Origin of the sequence: Paraburkholderia sp. Ac-20340, assembly GCF_017104965.1 — a bacterium.
Lineage (GTDB): Bacteria > Pseudomonadota > Gammaproteobacteria > Burkholderiales > Burkholderiaceae > Paraburkholderia.
This window is the reverse complement of record NZ_JAAGPR010000002.1, coordinates 374,202-391,236: the sequence shown is the minus strand read 5'-3', so window position 1 is coordinate 391,236 and position 17,035 is coordinate 374,202. Positions and strand designations below refer to the sequence as shown.

Below are 17,035 nucleotides of genomic sequence, written 5' to 3'. Positions count from 1 at the left end.
CTTGTGTACATCTTTAACGAGGAGAAGCCGCAATGACCGCGCTCACCGCCGACCAGATCGCCCGCGTCAAGGCCACCGCGCCCGTGTTTGCCGAACATGGCACGACCATCACGAAGCATTTCTATCAGCGCATGTTCAATGCGCATCCTGAGTTGAAGAACCTCTTCAACCAGACGCATCAGAAGAGCGGCAGCCAGCCCGAAACGCTGGCGCGCGCGGTCTATGCGTACGCGGCGAACATCGACAATCTGGGCGCGCTGAGCGGCGCGGTCACGCATATCGCGCACAAGCACGCGAGCCTGAACATTCGCCCGGAACACTATCCGATCGTCGGGCGCCATCTGCTGGGCGCCGTGGTCGATGTACTCGGCGACGCCGTCGATCAAGCCACGCTCGACGCCTGGGCCGTGGCCTACGCGCAGCTCGCGCAGATCATGATCGGCGCGGAATCGAAGCTCTATGAAGCGGCGCCGTGGAGCGGCTTCCGTCCGTTCAAGGTCGTGCGCAAGCAGGTGGAAAGCGACGAAATCACCTCGTTCTATCTCGCACCCGCGGACGGCGCGCCGGCTGGCGGTTTCGAGCCGGGTCAGTACGTGAGCGTGACGCGCTTCGTCGATCAACTCGGCGTCGATCAGCCGCGTCAATACAGTCTTTCGGATGCGCCGCACGGCCGCTGGCTGCGCATTTCGGTGAAGCGCGAAGCGGGCAACAGCGCCGCCGCAGACGTGCAGCCGGGCCTCGTCTCGAACCTGATGCACGACGGCGTCGAGCAGGGCGCGATTGTCCACGTGAGCGCGCCGATGGGCGAATTCACGCTCGATCGCAACAAGAGCACGCCGGTCGTGCTGATGAGCGGCGGCGTCGGCATTACGCCGATGGCGTCGATGCTCGCCACGCTGCTGGCCGCACGCAGCGAGCGCCAGATCACCTTCGCGCATGCCTGCCGCAACGCTCGCGTGCATGCGTTCAGCGACTGGCTGCGCCGCAGCGCCGCCGAGCATCCGAACCTCAAGCGCGCGGTGTTCTATGAGGCCGTGAGCGCGGACGATCAGCCCGGCAAGGACTATGACTTCGAAGGCCGCATGGACATCGCGCGCATCGAAGCCGACGTCATGCTGCCGGATGCCGATTACTACATCTGCGGCCCGGTCGCCTTCATGCGCGCGCAGCGCGAAGCGCTGTTGGCGCGCGGCGTGGACGCGGCGCGCATCCACACGGAAATCTTCGGCTCGGGCATGCTCGACTGAGCGAACCCGAAGCGATCGACGTAAAAAAGCCCGGCCAGTGATCGACAGAACTGGCCGGGCTGTCCACATCATCGAGCGTCAGCGAACCATCAGTTGCCGCTGCCGCGCGCGATACGGCGCTGCTTGACCGCTTCGGCGAGCCCTTCGAGCACGCCCACGCTTTCGTCCCAGCCGATGCACGCGTCGGTGATGCTCTGGCCGTAGGTCAGCTCGCAGCCCTCCTTCAGATCCTGGCGGCCCGCCACGAGGTGCGATTCCACCATCACGCCGACGATGCGCTCGTCGCCGCCGGCAATCTGGCGGCCGATATCGGCGCAGACCGGAATCTGGTTCTCATGCTTTTTCGAGCTGTTCGCGTGGCTCGCGTCGATCATCAGACGCGCGGCGAGACCCGCCTTGCCGATGTCGTTGCAGGCCGCGTTGACGCTTTCCGCGTCGTAGTTCGGCGTCTTGCCGCCGCGCAGGATCACGTGGCAGTCCTCATTGCCCGCCGTCGAGACGATGGCCGAATGGCCGCCCTTCGTCACCGAGAGGAAATGGTGCGGCTGCGACGCGGCCTTGATCGCATCGACGGCGATCTTCACGTTGCCGTCCGTGCCGTTCTTGAAGCCGACCGGGCAGGAGAGACCCGAAGCCAGTTCGCGGTGCACCTGCGATTCGGTCGTACGCGCGCCGATCGCGCCCCACGAAATCAGATCGGCGATGTACTGCGGGCTGATCATGTCGAGGTATTCGGTGCCCGCCGGCAGGCCGAGTTCGTTGATCGACACGAGCAGTTCGCGCGCGGTGCGCAGGCCGTCGTTGATCTTGAAGCTGTTGTCCATGAACGGGTCGTTGATGAGACCCTTCCAGCCCACCGTCGTGCGCGGCTTTTCGAAGTACACGCGCATGACGATTTCCAGCTCGTTCTTGAAGCGTGAGCGTTGCTCCACGAGCTTCTTCGCGTAGTCGACCGCGGCCTTGGTGTCGTGAATCGAGCACGGCCCGACGATCACGATCAGACGATCATCCATGCCGTGCAGGATGCGGTGCATCGCGCGGCGCGATTCGTAGATCAGCGTGGAAGCGGCTTCCGAGCACGGGAATTCGCGGATCAGGTGTGCGGGCGGCGTGAGTTCCTTGAGTTCGCGGATGCGGACATCGTCGGTGTTGTGCGGGGGCATGTTGTTTTCTCCTGATCCTGTGTAGCGTGCTTCGCGATGCGAAACGTCGGCAATCTGCTAGATGAAAGTGAGGCTCGTATGAGTGGGGGGCCAAAGAAGCCGGGCGAAAAAAAACCGCCAGGCTAGGCTGGCGGTTTTCGTTTGTTCGGGGTCCTGCGCGTACTATCAACCCTCTCGATCCGCCAGCGGTCTGAGATACCAAAAGAAGTAAAAATAAAACTTCGTGGCGAACATGGCGGATTCGGTTCGTTGCGTCGAAAAGGGTGATTGCCTTTATAACCCGGCCTTCTTCAGGCTGGCAAGCGGGTCGCGGCGAAAAAGCGGATGTTCCGCGGAAATTCTCGCTTCAGTGCGGGAAATCCGCATGGCGATGCGGAATTTCCGCATCGCCATGCATGAAGCCTGCGTAGCGGCTTCAGGTCAACAGGGTCGTCAGACCGTGCCGCCGACCGTCATGCGGTCGATGCGCAGCGTCGGCTGGCCCACGCCCACGGGCACGCTCTGGCCCTCCTTGCCGCACACGCCCACGCCCGAATCCAGGCGCATGTCGTTGCCGATCATGCTCACGTACTTGAGCGATTCCGGGCCGCTGCCGATCAGCGTCGCGCCCTTCACCGGGTAGGTGATCTTGCCGTCTTCGATCATGTAGGCCTCGGAGGCCGAGAACACGAACTTGCCGTTGGTGATGTCCACCTGACCGCCGCCGAAGTTCACCGCATACAGGCCGTTCTTCACCGAAGCGAGAATTTCCTGCGGGTCCTTGTCGCCGTTGAGCATGTAGGTGTTGGTCATGCGCGGCATCGGCAGGGCGGCGTAGGATTCGCGGCGCGCGTTGCCGGTCACGGGCATCTTCATCAGGCGCGCGTTGAGCGAATCCTGGATATAGCCCTTGAGAATGCCGTCCTCGATCAGCGTGGTGCACTGCGTCGGGTTGCCTTCGTCGTCGATATTGAGCGAGCCGCGGCGGTTCGGCAGCGTGCCGTCGTCCACCACGGTGACGCCCTTGGCCGCCACGCGCTGGCCGATCTGACCCGCGAACGCCGACGAACCCTTGCGGTTGAAGTCGCCTTCCAGCCCGTGGCCGATCGCTTCGTGCAGCAGCACGCCAGGCCAGCCCGGGCCGAGCACGACGGTCATCGCGCCAGCCGGCGCCGGACGCGCTTCGAGGTTCACGAGCGCCGCATGCACGGCGTCGTCGACGTATTTCGACAGCACGTCGTCGGTGAAATAGCTGTAGTCGTAGCGACCGCCGCCGCCGCCGTTGCCCACTTCGCGACGGCCGTTCTGTTCGGCGATCACGGTGACGGACACGCGCACGAGCGGGCGGATGTCGGCGGCGAGCGCGCCGTCGCTGCGCGCGACCAGCACCACGTCGTACTCGCCCGCGAGCGCCGCCATCACCTGGGTGACGCGCGGATCGCGGCCACGCGCCATCTGCTCGATGCGTTCGAGCAGCTTGACCTTTTCGGTGGCGTCGAGCGAAGTCAGCGGATCGGAAGGCAGATACAGATCGCGGCCCGCGACGCCCTTGAGCGAGGTGGCCACCTGGATTTTCTGCTTGCCGCCGCCAGCCTTGGCGATCGAACGCGTGGCGATGGCCGCCTGGCGGATCGCTTCGGGCGAGAGGTCGTCGGAATAGGCGAACGCGGTGCGCTCGCCGGATACCGCGCGCACGCCCACACCTTGATCGATGCTGAAGCTGCCCGACTTGACGATGCCTTCCTCCAGGCTCCATGCCTCGCTGCGCGTGGCCTGGAAGTAGAGATCGGCGTAGTCGACGCGGTGCGTGAAGATCTCGCCGAGCGTGCGCGTGAGCAGCGCCTCGTCGAGGCCATAGGGCGCGAGGAGCACTTCCTTCGCGGTCGCCAGATTGCGGATGCCGGGTTCGATGATGTTCATGCGCTCAATATGGAAAGTTTCAGATGGCAGATTCGGGCGCGGTACGGCGAAATCAAGACGCCCTGGTCGATGGTTGGCTCGGGAAGCGTGTCAGTTGCAGTCGAGCACGCGATGCCGCCACGCGGGCAGGCTGGCGCGCACGGCCGCGATGCGTTCGAGGTCGATATCGCCGATCACCACGCCGGGATTCTCGTCGAGCACATCGACGATTTCGCCCCACGGATCGATCAGCATGCTGTGGCCCCACGTGCGGCGGCCGTTTTCGTGCGTGCCGCCTTGCGCTGCGGCGAGCACGTAGCACTGGTTTTCGACGGCGCGCGCGCTCAGCAAGGTTCGCCAGTGCGCGCGGCCCGTGGTGTAGGTGAACGCCGATGGCACGACCATCAGCGCGCAGTCGCCCATGCGCCGGTACAGCTCGGGAAAGCGCAGATCGTAGCAGACCGACAGGCCCACCCGGCCGAACGGCGCGTCGAAGGTGCGCACCTGCGTGCCGGGGCGGATCGTGCGCGCTTCGTCGAACGATTCGGCGCCTTTTTCGAAGCTGAACAGATGGATCTTGTCGTAACGCGCGCGCTCGGTGCCGCTCGGATCGAACACGAGCGTGGTGTTGAGCACGCGGTTTTCTTCCTCGGCTTTCAAAGGCAGCGTGCCGCCGATGATCCACACCTTATGACGTTGCGCGGCATCGGCGAGAAAGCGCTGGATCGGGCCGTCGCCGTAGGGCTCGCGCACGCCTAGTTTGTCGATGTCCTTGTGACCCATGAAGCAGAAGTATTCGGGCAGCAGCACGAGTTGTGCGCCCTTCGCGACGGCAGCGGCGATCAGGCGTTCGGCTTCGGCGAGATTGCGGGCGGGCTCGGGCGTGCTGACCATCTGCAAGGCGGCCACGCGGAACGGCGTAACCGGGGCGCTGGATGTTGCGCGGGAGGAAGATTCGCTCATCGACGGCTCTTGTTTGGACAGTGGTCGGGCCCGGAGCGCTGCATGTTGTGCGATTGCGCGTTGCTGGATCGCTGCGAGGCGCGCACGGCGCGTGCCTCGCAGCGATCATCGGCAGACGATGTGGAACTCAATGCGCCGCCGCCGGAACCTGCGCGTCCATCTTACCCTGATCGCCCAGCAGTCGCTCAACGTGCGGTTTGGCCCAGGAACCGGTGATGGCGTAGTTGCGCGCGAAGGTGGTTTCGACCGTGTGCGAGAGCGCGATGTCGCCGAGCAGCGCGCCCAGGCCGAGCAGCGGATTGATCACCGCCGCGACGATCACGCCCGCGCCCGCGCTCACCGTCGGGACCACGTGCACGCGCAGGTCCTGGGTTTCATGCGCGAGATCGACGCTGCCCATCATCTGCGCGCGGCCCGGTGCGGTGACGAGCTTGAAGTCGCTGGTGCGGCCGATGCCGTTCTGAATCTGCGCGCTGCCCGTGACGCTCGTGAACGGCAGACCTTCGCCGATCACATCGCGGAAATCCATGCTCGCGTAGCGCGCGAGACTTTGCAGGCTCAGCACGCCGAGCAGCGTCGCCACGCCTTGATGGATCTTCAGGATTTCGCCGTGGCGCAGGTCGAGCGCGAGGCTGCCGTTGAGCGTCGGATAGTCGAGTTTGCTGGGGCCGCCGCGCCACACGAGGTTGCCGCTGAGCGTGCCCGAACCGCCCTTGATCGCGTGCGCGACGCCCGCGCGCTCGAGCAGGTCGCCTGCATCCTTGATGTCGAGATGGAAGTCGAGCGCGGTGCGGCGCGGCGTCTGCGCGGCGCCGCCTGCGGTATCGGCCGGAGCGGTTTCGTCGCCGATGGCGCGCCAGTTCTCCGTCGCCGTGAAATGACCAGCCGGATTGACGATGTCGAGCGTGTCGAGCTGCCAGACCGGCACGCCGTTTTCGTCGAAGTTGTGCGCGTTGATCTGCAGACGGCCGAAGTCGCGTCCGCGCACGATCAGCTGGTTCACGACGAGGTCGATCGACGGCATGTTCTGCGCGGGCTGCGAGACCGCCTGGCCGAGCAGATCGTTTTCGGTTGCGGCGGGCACGACGAGGCGCGCGAGGCGCGCTTCGAGCGTGCCGGGCGATCCCGGCACCGCGCCCGGTTTCCACGAGACGTGGCCGGAGACCTGATTGGAGGCGACGTTGGCCTGCCACTGGTTGGCGTCGCGCGACGCGCCGACGATCACGTTTTCCCAGTGGCGCTTGAGCAGCGTGAGCGTGCCGACGTGGACCGCGAAACGCGAGGGCACATAAGACGCGAATGCGCCGCCCGGCGCGAGCGATGACGCAGGCGGCGTGGCGGTCGATGTCGCGGTGGACGTTATCGTTTGCGAGGCAGCTTGAGGAGCGCTCGCGGTCGGGCCTGTCTGCGCGGACGCCGCAGCGCTGGCCGGCGTCGCACCCGCAGCGACTGCAGCAACGGCAGGATTGGCCGCCGCCGTCCCACGCAGTTCCTGCACCACACGACGCCACGCATCGGCATCGAACGAGGGCAGGTCGACGGCTGCGGTCACGCCGTCCGACGGCAGATCGGCGGGCTTGTTCATGCCGATCGCGCCGCGCACGACTTGCGGCACATGACCGGGATTGCGCCGCAGCACGTAACGCGCCGCCAGCGGCCCGAGCGTGAGCTCGGCGTGCTGGAACGCGGCGGCGTCGCTGGCCGAAAGCGGGGCGGCCTGCGCGTTGGGATCGTCGCCGGGACCGGGCTGCAAGGCGAAGCGCAGCGGCATCTGCGTGCCCGCCGTCTTGCCGAAAGGCGCGGGCAGGTCGATGGCCAGATCGGTCAGGTCGGAACTGGCCTTCACGTCGGGCAGATGGCCGCGCGTGCCCGTCACCGAAAGCGAGTAGGGCGCCGCGCCCGAGAAGCGGCCGAGCACCGCTGCCGCCGTGCCATGCAAATTGAGCCCGCGCGCCGCATCGACGGCCACATTGCCCGCGACGTTGACGTCATAGTGTCCGTCCTCGCGCATGCCGCCGTTGGCGCGCAGATCGCCGCCGAGGAAACGGCCCGTGAGCCGCTCGACCTGGGCGCTGCGGTTGGTGAAGCGCACGCGGCCGTTCAGGTTCGACAGCGGCGGTACGTTGTGCGCCGAAAGCGTGTTGTTCTCGAAACCGACCGCGCCCGCCACGGCCACCTTCGGCATCGGCTTGCGCGGGATCGTGAGCTTGAGCGCGAGCGTGGCCGGCCCTTGCGCCTCGACCTTCGCGGCCGCGTGCTTCGACATCGCGCCGAGCGCGCTGTTATCGGCGTAATCGAGCAGATCGGCGAGCGGCCCGCGACCCGCGCCTTCGATCACCAGATCGGAACCCTTCACGCCGAGTTCGTCGATACGACCGCTTACGTCATGCAGCACGAAGCGGCGGTAATGACCGTGCGCCACATCGAAACGCAGCTTGTTTTCGGACAGCTTGAACACGCCGTCGATGCCGTCGAACGCCGGCCAGACATTGGGCGCGCCGTTGCGCATCTTCTTCGGCGGGAACGGCGACGGGTCGAAGCGCCCGTTCGCGAACGGCGCGACGATGCGGAACTGGCCCGCGCTCGGGTCGCGCGAGTAGGGGAACTGGGCGAGATCGCCGTGAATCTCGATCGTCGCGCCCTTCGAAAGACCGGCCTGCAAACCGTGGCCCAGATACGTGCGGGTCTTTTCGCTGATGCTGGTGGGCAGATAGCGCGGAATCGCCTTCACCTGCGCCTGATCGAAATGCGCGACGAGATCGAGCGCGCCGCGCCCGTGGCCAGGGTTGCGGTAGTGCGCGGTCATCTTGGCGCGCGCGTCGGCGTTCTGCACGCCGAGTTCGGTCACGTTGACGTCGAAGCCCTTGATCTTGTCGCCAGGCTGGCGCTGCGCGGCCACCGTCCACTTCGCCGCGCCCCACAGGCGGTCGAAGTGCAGACGCGGATCGTCGAATACGCCCGGCAGCGTGATGGCGGCGTCGGCGGTATCGAAGTCGATCGTGCCGTGCGATTCGTCGGCGTCGATGCGCCCCCAGAGGTTTTCGACGCCCGGCAGGCCCGCGCGCGGATGGTTGCGCGGCGTGAGGCCCGGCCCCGGTTCCTGGGCCGCGACGCTGAAGCCCTGCAGATCGCCCTTGAAACGGTAGTGGAGCAACGGCTCGGCGCTGGTGCTGCGCTGCTCGGCGGCGGCTTCGCCCGAATCGGGTTTGCTGCGCTCCATCGCCAGATCGTAGTTGGCGACCAGCCCGCGCGGATTGAAGCGCACGAGCGCGGTCTGCACGCGGCTCGGCAGCGGCAGGCCGCGCATGAATTCGGCGAGGATGCCCAGATCGATGCGGTCGCCCTTCACCGAAATCAGCTGGCCGTTCTGCAACGTCTGCTGGCGAAAACGCGCGTCGAGCGTGGTGAAGGCGAGCGAGCGCGTGAGCGGCGTGCCGTCGTCGAGCGGCGGCTGGCCGAGTTCGGCGCGGAAGTCGCGCAGTTGCAGCGTGTAGTCGCCGGGCGCGAGACCCATGCGCCAGTTGAATTTCGCGATCGGTAGATCGAGACGCGGCTGGGTGGGCTTCACGCGCAGCGCGACATCGTTGCCGTTGAGCACGCCATCGGCGGAAACGATGCGGCCGGCTTCGAAATTCGCCCAGATTGCGTTGTCGATGCGGCCTGCATACGTGGTGATCGGCAGGTTGATATAGCGCGCGAGCGTGGGCAGATCGACGGGGCCGGCCGAGACATAGGCGCTGCCGCTCCAGGCGTTCGGCTTGCCGGCCTGGGCGAAGCGCGCGTGCTTGAACTGGGCGCGGAAGTCGAGCGGGCCGTGCAGCACCGTGCCCTCGGCGGGCGCCTGCAGGGCGAGGTGATGGTCGTAACCGTCGTTAAGAATCGCCAGACGGATGTTGCTGAGCTTGAGTTCGGGCGCGTCGCGCGTGGCGTCGCGCCAGCGCAGCGTGCCGCCGCGCAGCACGATGGCCTGCTGGCGCATCAGCCAGGTCGTGAAGGTGGCGTTGCCGGTGTGGGCGGTCGGCACGGGCACGCCGGCGACGGTGAGCGTGCCGTCGTCTTCGCGGGCGATTGCCACGTCCGGGTTCTCGACGATCACGCTGGAGAGCAGCGGCTCGAACGTCACGAGCGAGCGCCAGGCGACCGAGGCGGTGGCGTGCGGAACATTGAGCGCGAGCTTGCCGTGACGGTCGCGGATCGTCAGATTGGCGACGTCGATGCCCGGCTGGAAGCCCGACCAGTGCGGCGAAAGCTTGCCGATGCGGAAGTCGGCGTGAATCTTGTCGGAGACGAGCTTTTCGATGCGCGGACGGAAATCGTCCACGTGCGGCAGCACGATGTAGCGCAGGCCAAGCAGCAGCGTGGCGACGATAAAGTAAAAGACGAGCGCGATGCACGCCAGCACGCGTAGCGTGTGGCGCAAGACCGGGTGATGATGTTGCGGGCCCGCGTCTGCGCTTTCCCGGCTGACTTGTCCGGTTTGAGGCGAGCCGGCGGGATCGTTACGCTCGGACATGCTGCGGCGGGTGGGGTATGGTAGCGTTGCGTTCTGACGACGAAATGTATCACACAGGGCCGTGGGACCGGCCATCCGGGGAAGCCGGAATGGTAAGCGGCAGAGCGGCGAGCGGCATTTCGGGCACGGAAATTTTGCGTTGCGACCGGCGATATTTAGCCCGGCGCGTCGAATCCATCAGCGCAGGCCGCCGTCGCGTGACTTGCCCGCCATCGCCCTTCCTCGTCATCCACTCTCCGCGCTACACGCAACATTATTAGTCGAATCAGCCGAGCCAGAGCCTTCATGACTGACATTCCTCTCCTGAGTTCCAGTTATTCGCGCTATGCAGCGCGCGTCTACGCCGCCCGTGCCGACCTCGCGCACGAAGTCGCCGCGCTGGCCACATCGCCCATCACGCGCGAGCGCATCGTCGCGCGGCTCGACGCCTTGTGTCTGCAAGCAAGCGGCACGCCCGCCGGTGCCGCCGCTGTTCCCGCCACGGTTCCCCCGCTGACCGACGAGCAACTGAAAAAAGCGCTGCGCCAGTTGCGCGCCGAAGTCATCTGCGCGGTGATGGAGCGCGATCTCGCCCGCAACGCCGATGTCGCCGAAGTCACCGGCACCATGACCGACCTGGCCGAAGTGGCGATCCAGCGTGCGCTGGCAGTCGTGAGCGCCGACCTCGAAACGCTGTTCGGCGAACCGCACGGCCCCAACGGCGAGCGCCTGACGCTGGGCGTGGTCGGCATGGGCAAGCTCGGCGGGCGCGAGCTCAATGTGTCCTCGGATATCGACCTGATCTTCGTCTACGAAGACGATGGCGAAACCACCGGCGGCCAGCGTTCGCCCATCGCCACCCAGGATTTTTTCACGCGCGTGGGCAAGCGGCTGATCGGCGCGCTTTCGGATGTGACGGCGGACGGCTTCGTGTTCCGCGTGGATATGCGCCTGCGGCCGAACGGCGATTCCGGGCCGCTCGTGTGCAGCCTCGGCATGCTCGAAGAATATTTCTACGTGCAGGGCCGCGAGTGGGAGCGCTACGCGTGGATCAAGGGCCGCCTCGTTTCCGAGCGCGAGAGCGAGAGCGCCCTGCGCCTCGCCACGCAACTCGATTCGCTGGTGAAGCCCTTCGTTTATCGGCGTTATCTGGATTTTGGCGTGATCAGCGCGATCCGCTCGCTGCATCTGCAGATTCGTCAGGAAGCGCAGCGCCGCGCCATGATGCGCCCCGATAAAGCCGACGACATCAAGCTCGGGCGCGGCGGCATCCGCGAAATCGAATTCAGCGCCCAGGTGTTCCAGCTGATTCGCGGCGGCCAGGACGCGGGCTTCCGGGTGCGCCCGACGCTCGCCGTGCTTGGCTACGCGGCCGCGCGCGGCCTGATTGCGCCCGAGGTCTGCCACGACCTGACGCTTGCCTACAACTTCCTGCGCGAACTCGAACACCGTCTGCAATATCGCGACGACGCGCAGACGCACGCCATGCCCGTCGACGAAACCGAGCGTGCGGCGCTCGCGCAGACCATGGGTTACGCCGATTACGCCGCGCTGATGGTGGCGCTCGAAGCGCATCGCGAGAAGGTCGAGCAGCAGTTCGACCAGATCTTTTCCGACAAGGTGGGCGGCGAAAGCGGCTGCGGCGCGCCCGACGACGGCGCGGCCGCGTGGGTCTGGAGCGGCGCGCTGGCCGAAGAAAGCGCGGACGGCGACCTGCTCGCGCGCCTCGCCGAACTCGGCATCGACGATCCGGCGCCGCTGCTCGCGCGTTTGCGCGGCTTGTGGCAATCGTCGCGTTACACCGGTTTGCCGGAAAAGAGCCGCGAGCGCTTCGACAGCGTCGCCAAACGCGCGCTCGAAGCCGCGCGCACGCTGGAGCCGCGCGAGCGGCGCGGCGACACGCTCGCGCGCATGTTCGACCTGCTCGAAGCGGTGATCCGGCGCGGCGCCTATCTCGCGCTGCTGACCGAATACCCGGACGCGCTCAACCGCGTGCTCAAGGTGCTGGGCGCGTCGCGCTGGGCGGCGGGCTATCTGATCCGCCATCCGCAACTGCTCGACGAACTGCTCGACGACGAAGCGATTTCCTCGCCGTTCGACTGGCCCGAGTTCTCGCGTCTGCTGCGTGCGCGCATGAGTGCCGCCGCCGATGTCGAGCAGCAGATGGACCTGCTGCGTCACGCGCACCAGGCCGAAGTGTTCCGCATTCTGCTCAACGACCTGGCCGGGCGGCTGTCGGTCGAACACGTGAGCGACCGGCTTTCCGAACTCGCCGATGCGGTGCTCGACGTCACCATCGAAACCGTCTGGAAGCAGTTCTCGAAGCGCCATCGCGACGTGCCGCGCTTTGCGGCGATCGCCTACGGCAAGCTGGGCGGCAAGGAACTGGGCTACGCGTCGGACCTCGACATCATCTTCCTCTACGACGACGAGGACGATCGCGCCGCCGAAATCTACGCGGCCTTCGCGCGCCGCCTGATCACCTGGCTGACCACGGCGACGGGCGCGGGCACGCTGTTCGACATCGATCTGCGGCTGCGGCCCAATGGCGAATCGGGCCTGCTCGTGACCGATCTCGGCTCGTTCCGCCGCTATCAGTTGCGCGAAGGCGATGCGGCCAATACGGCGTGGGTCTGGGAGCATCAGGCGCTGACGCGCGCGCGCTTTTCGGCGGGCGATGCGGCCATCGGCAATGCCTTCGAGGCGATTCGCGTGCAGGTGCTGACGACGCCGCGCGATGCGGCGCCGCTTGCGCAGGAGATCGTCGAGATGCGTCAGCGCGTGCAGGAGGGGCATCCGAATCGCACGGCGCTATTCGATCTCAAGCACGATCGCGGCGGCATGGTCGATATCGAGTTCACGGTGCAGTATTGGGTGCTGCTGCACGCGGCGCAGGACCCGGAGCTGATCCGCAACACCGGCAATATCGCGCTGGTGCGCGAAGTGTCGCGCTTCGGGCTGATGAGCGAGGAAGAAGCCGATACGATCGGCGCGGCGTACCGGCTGTACCGGAAGCTGCAGCATCAACTGCGGCTCGACGGCATGGAGACCGCGCGCGTCGACCCGGCGCGCGTGGAGCGCGAGCGCGAAGTCGTGCTGGCGCTGTGGAAGCGGGTGTTCGGGGAGCGGGGCGGGGAGTGAGGGCGTTGGCGGACGCTGAACCTCAAGCCGCCAGCATCTCCTTCGCATGCCGCCGCGTGGTGGCGGTGATTTCCAGCCCGCCGAGCATGCGGGCGACTTCCTCGACGCGGCCGGTTTTATCGAGCGGCGTGACCGCCGACACCGTGCCGCCATTGCCGTCGCCGGCTTTCGCCACCTGGAAGTGCTGATCGCCGCGCGCGGCCACCTGCGGCAAGTGCGTGACGCACAGCACCTGGCGCGCCTGCCCGAGTTGATGCAGCAGACGCCCGACCACTTCGGCGACGCCGCCGCCAATGCCCGTATCCACTTCGTCGAAGATCAGCGTGGGCGTGGGGCTCGCGGCGCTCGCGATCACGGCGAGCGCAAGGCTGATCCGCGCGAGTTCGCCGCCCGAGGCGATCTTCGCGAGCGGGCGCAGCGGCACGCCCGCGTGGCCCGCGACGCGGAACTCGATCTGCTCCAGACCGTGCGCGCCGCCGACCGGTTCGCCGTTGCCGCTATTGCCGCCGAGCGGCACCAGCGCGACTTCGAAGCTGCCGCCCGCCATCGACAATTCCTGCATGCCTTGCGTGACCGCCGCGCCGAGCGCCTGTGCGGCGCCGGCACGCGCCTTGGACAGCTTGCGTGCTTCGACGAGATAGGCTTCGTTGGCCTTATCGGCGGCTGCGCGCAAGGCGTCGAGATCCGATGCGGCGTCGAGCAGCGCCAGTTGCTGGCGGCGCGAGGCATGTTCGGTGGGCAGCGCTTCCGGCTGCAAACGGAATTTGCGCGATGCCGAATGCAGCGCGTCGAGGCGCTTTTCGACTTGTGCGAGCCGGTTCGGATCGAGTTCGAGCCGCTGCGCGTAATGCGAGAGCGAGTAGGCCGCTTCCTGAAGCTGGATCGTGGCCGGTTCGAGTGCGGCGAGCGCGTCGCCGAGCGCGCCATCGACTTCGGCCAGATCGCGCAGCTTCGAGACGATCGAATTCAACTGCGAAATCATCGCTTCGTCCGATTCCGACAACGCCACCAGCGCGCCTTGCACGCCCTCGATCAGATTCGCCGAATTCGACAGGCGCGTGTGCTCCGCGCTCACTTCTTCCCATTCGCCGGGCTGCGGCGAAAGTTTGTCCAGCTCGGCCAGTTGCCAGGCGAGGCGTTCGCGTTCGAGTTGCAGCTCGCGGTCGCGCGACTGGGCAGTTTGCACCGCGTAGCGCGCGTCGCGGGCATCGCGCCAGACGCGCGTCACGCGCGCAGCCAGTTCGGTCAGGCCCGCGTGCGTGTCGAACAGTTCGCGCTGCGAGTCCGGGCGCATCAACAACTGGTGCGCGTGCTGGCCGTGAATATCGACCAGCCGTTCGCCGATGTCGCGCAGTTGCGCGAGCGTGGCCGGCGTGCCGTTGATGAAAGCGCGCGAGCGGCCGTTGCTGTCGACCACGCGGCGCAGGATCACGCCGTTTTCGCCATCGCTGTTGGCGAGCGCCTGCTCGTCGAGCCAGGCCGCCACGTGCGGCGGCGCGTCGAATTCGGCGGTGATGTCGGCGCGGCTCTCGCCCGTGCGCACGACGCCAGCATCGGCGCGCGCACCGAGCGCGAGCGCCAGGGCGTCGATAAGAATCGACTTGCCCGCGCCGGTTTCGCCGGAAAACACGGTGAAGCCGCTGTCGAATTCGAGGTCGAGCGCGGCGACGATCACGAAGTCGCGAATCGAGAGATGACGGAGCATGGCGTCTTGAATCTGGCGGATGGCGATGGCGCCGGTTCGATGTTCTGGTTGATCGCGGCTGCGCGCACGGTTCGCCGTCATACGCACTACGGCCCGGCGCGCGATCCGCGAATCGGGGAGTGCGTCAGTCCTGCGGCTCGCTCGACAGATTCTGCAGTGCGGGCGGCTCGTTCCAGTGCAGTTTCTGACGCAGCGTCCGGTAATAGCTGTAGCCGACCGGATGCAGGAAGGGCACGGTATGGCGCGAGCGGCGCACTTCGATCACGTCGTTGAGTTCGACGGCCGTGAACGACTGCATGTCGAAGTTCACGTTGACGTCGCGGCCCGCGACGATCTGGATGCTCACCTTGCAGTCGTCGGGCAGCACGATCGGGCGGTTCGAGAGCGCATGCGGCGCGATCGGCACGAGCACGATGCCTTGCAGTTGCGGATGCAGGATCGGCCCCTGCGACGACAGCGCATAGGCCGTCGAGCCCGTGGGCGTGGCGACGATCAGGCCGTCCGAGCGCTGGTTGTACATGAAACGGCCGTCCACATGCACGCGCAGTTCCGCCATGCCCGAAAAGCCGCTGCGGTTCACGACCACGTCGTTGAAGGCGAGCGCGTGGTAGATCGGGTCGCCGTCACGCATGATGCGCGATTCGAGCAGCGAACGCTCCTCGCGCTCGAAGCTGCCCGCGAGCAGTTGCGGCACGACTTCCTGCATGTCGGAGAACGGGATGTCGGTGATAAAGCCCAGCCGCCCGTGGTTGATGCCGATCAGCGGCGTGCGGTAGGGCGCGAGCTGGCGGCCGATGCCGAGCATCGTGCCGTCGCCGCCGAGCACCACGGCGACATCCGCGCGCGCGCCGATTTCGGCGATCTGCAACGCGGGATAGCCTGCGACGCCGATCTCCTGGGCGGTCTGCGCTTCGAACACAACTTCGAAGCCGCGCTGCGAGATGGTCTGGGCGAGCGCCGTCAGCGGCTCGCCGATGCCTTGCGTATTGCTGCGCCCAACGAGCGCAACCGTTTTGAACTGGCTCTGGATCTTCTGGATCTGCATGCCGGCATTACACCATAGTCAGTGCATGAAAAGAACCTGGGAACCGCGCTCCCGCCCAACCGGGGCGGGCCGGCGGCTGATTTTCAGGCGCGCTGCGCATAACGCGGTGACACGGCGTTGACATCCGCATGACCCGCGGATGACGGCGAAGCGCACCGCATCGCTCCTGCAAAAGCCTGCGCGCGCCCCATCCGGCGCCGTCTTGCACGTGAGGGCGTGCACCCCCGACTCGCCGCCAACCCGGCATTAGGCTAGAATTTTCAGTCATGCTAGATCCCCGCGCACAAACCCTCCTCAAAACGCTGATCGAGCGATATATCGCCGAAGGTCAGCCGGTTGGCTCGCGCACGCTGTCGCGATTCTCCGGCCTCGAACTGAGCCCGGCGACGATCCGCAACGTGATGTCGGACCTGGAGGAGCTGGGACTCGTTTCCAGCCCGCACACCTCGGCCGGGCGCGTGCCTACGCCGCGCGGCTATCGTCTGTTCGTCGACACCATGCTCACCGTCGAGCCCTCGGCCGACGAAGACGCCCTCACGCGCGCGGTCAAGACCACGCTGCGCCCCGGCGAGCCGCAGAAGGTGGTGGCGGCGGCGGCCAGCGTGCTGTCGAACCTTTCGCAGTTCGCGGGCGTGGTGCTCACGCCGCGCCGCAGCCACGTGTTCAAGCAGATCGAGTTCATGCGCCTGTCGGACAAGCGCATCCTGCTGATCATCGTCACGCCCGAAGGCGACGTGCAGAACCGCATCATGGCGACGCAGCGCGACTTCACGCCTTCCGAGCTGATCGAAGCTTCGAATTACATCAACGCGCATTTCGCGGGCCTCTCCTTCGACGATGTGCGCCGCCGCCTGCGCGAGGAAATCGACGCCCTGCGCGGCGACATGACCACCCTCATGCACGCGGCCGTGACCGCCAGCACCGAGGACACCGATACCGGCGAGACCGTGCTGATCTCCGGCGAGCGCAACCTGCTCGAAGTGGCCGATCTTTCGTCGGACATGGCGCGCCTGCGCAAGCTGTTCGACGTGTTCGACCAGAAAACCAGCCTGCTGCAACTGCTGGACGTGTCCAGCCACGCGCAAGGCGTGCAGATCTTCATCGGCGGCGAATCCCAACTCGTGCCGATCGAGGAAATGAGCGTGGTGACCGCGCCTTACGAAGTCAACGGCAAGATCGTCGGCACGCTGGGCGTGATCGGGCCGACGCGCATGGCCTACAACCGCGTGATTCCGATTGTGGATATCACCGCGCGGCTGCTTTCGCTCACGCTTAGCCAGAACTGACATACCCGCGCTCCTGTCGCTTCCCGGTTTGCCGTCGCGTTTTTCATCATCGCCTGCCAGCATGATCGCCCGAAGCGGCGCGCCGCGCCATTGGCCGAATGGCCAGCGTGCGGGT

Annotated in this window: 9 protein-coding genes; 3 read left to right on the top strand and 6 right to left on the bottom strand. The window is 66.5% G+C overall.

What is annotated here, in order from left to right; all coding sequences use genetic code 11:
* The first annotated feature begins 32 nt into the window (after positions 1–32).
* Positions 33–1,247: an NO-inducible flavohemoprotein gene (gene hmpA, locus G3N59_RS04665; protein WP_205981379.1), complete on the top strand. Its 1,215-nt coding sequence runs from the start codon at positions 33–35 to the stop codon at positions 1,245–1,247.
* An 89-nt stretch (positions 1,248–1,336) separates the two neighbouring features.
* Here hmpA and aroG read toward each other — a convergent pair whose 3' ends face one another.
* From aroG to G3N59_RS04645, 4 genes are all read right to left on the bottom strand, one after another.
* Entirely contained in the window at positions 1,337–2,410 is a 1,074-nt protein-coding gene (aroG, locus tag G3N59_RS04660; protein ID WP_205981378.1) for a 3-deoxy-7-phosphoheptulonate synthase AroG, read from the bottom strand.
* A 432-nt stretch (positions 2,411–2,842) separates the two neighbouring features.
* Positions 2,843–4,309 carry a metalloprotease TldD gene (tldD, locus tag G3N59_RS04655; protein WP_205981377.1) on the bottom strand — a complete coding sequence of 489 codons (1,467 nt, stop codon included), beginning with the start codon at positions 4,307–4,309 and terminating at the stop codon, positions 2,843–2,845.
* A gap of 90 nt (positions 4,310–4,399) precedes the next feature.
* Positions 4,400–5,251: a carbon-nitrogen hydrolase family protein gene (locus G3N59_RS04650; protein ID WP_205981376.1), complete on the bottom strand. Its 852-nt coding sequence runs from the start codon at positions 5,249–5,251 to the stop codon at positions 4,400–4,402.
* Positions 5,252–5,378: 127 nt separating this feature from the next.
* Positions 5,379–9,764 carry an AsmA-like C-terminal region-containing protein gene (locus G3N59_RS04645; protein WP_205981375.1) on the bottom strand — a complete coding sequence of 1,462 codons (4,386 nt, stop codon included), beginning with the start codon at positions 9,762–9,764 and terminating at the stop codon, positions 5,379–5,381.
* 285 nt (positions 9,765–10,049) lie between these two features.
* Here G3N59_RS04645 and glnE point away from each other — a divergent pair, with 285 nt between their 5' ends.
* On the top strand, positions 10,050–12,884 hold the full coding sequence (glnE, locus tag G3N59_RS04640; RefSeq protein ID WP_205981374.1) for a bifunctional [glutamate--ammonia ligase]-adenylyl-L-tyrosine phosphorylase/[glutamate--ammonia-ligase] adenylyltransferase: 2,835 nt from the start codon (positions 10,050–10,052) through the stop codon (positions 12,882–12,884).
* 22 nt (positions 12,885–12,906) lie between these two features.
* On the opposite strand, the gene recN is transcribed toward glnE, so the two are convergent.
* Both recN and G3N59_RS04630 read right to left on the bottom strand, forming a co-directional pair.
* Positions 12,907–14,589 carry a DNA repair protein RecN gene (recN, locus tag G3N59_RS04635; RefSeq protein WP_205981373.1) on the bottom strand — a complete coding sequence of 561 codons (1,683 nt, stop codon included), beginning with the start codon at positions 14,587–14,589 and terminating at the stop codon, positions 12,907–12,909.
* Positions 14,590–14,713: 124 nt separating this feature from the next.
* The gene (locus G3N59_RS04630) at positions 14,714–15,634 is read right to left on the bottom strand and encodes an NAD kinase (protein ID WP_205981372.1); all 921 of its coding nucleotides are present in this window, start codon (positions 15,632–15,634) and stop codon (positions 14,714–14,716) included.
* A 266-nt stretch (positions 15,635–15,900) separates the two neighbouring features.
* Between G3N59_RS04630 and hrcA the strand changes: the two genes are divergently transcribed.
* Complete coding sequence (gene hrcA / locus G3N59_RS04625; protein WP_205981371.1) at positions 15,901–16,920, top strand: heat-inducible transcriptional repressor HrcA; 1,020 nt, start codon at positions 15,901–15,903, stop codon at positions 16,918–16,920.
* The last annotated feature ends 115 nt before the right edge of the window (positions 16,921–17,035 follow it).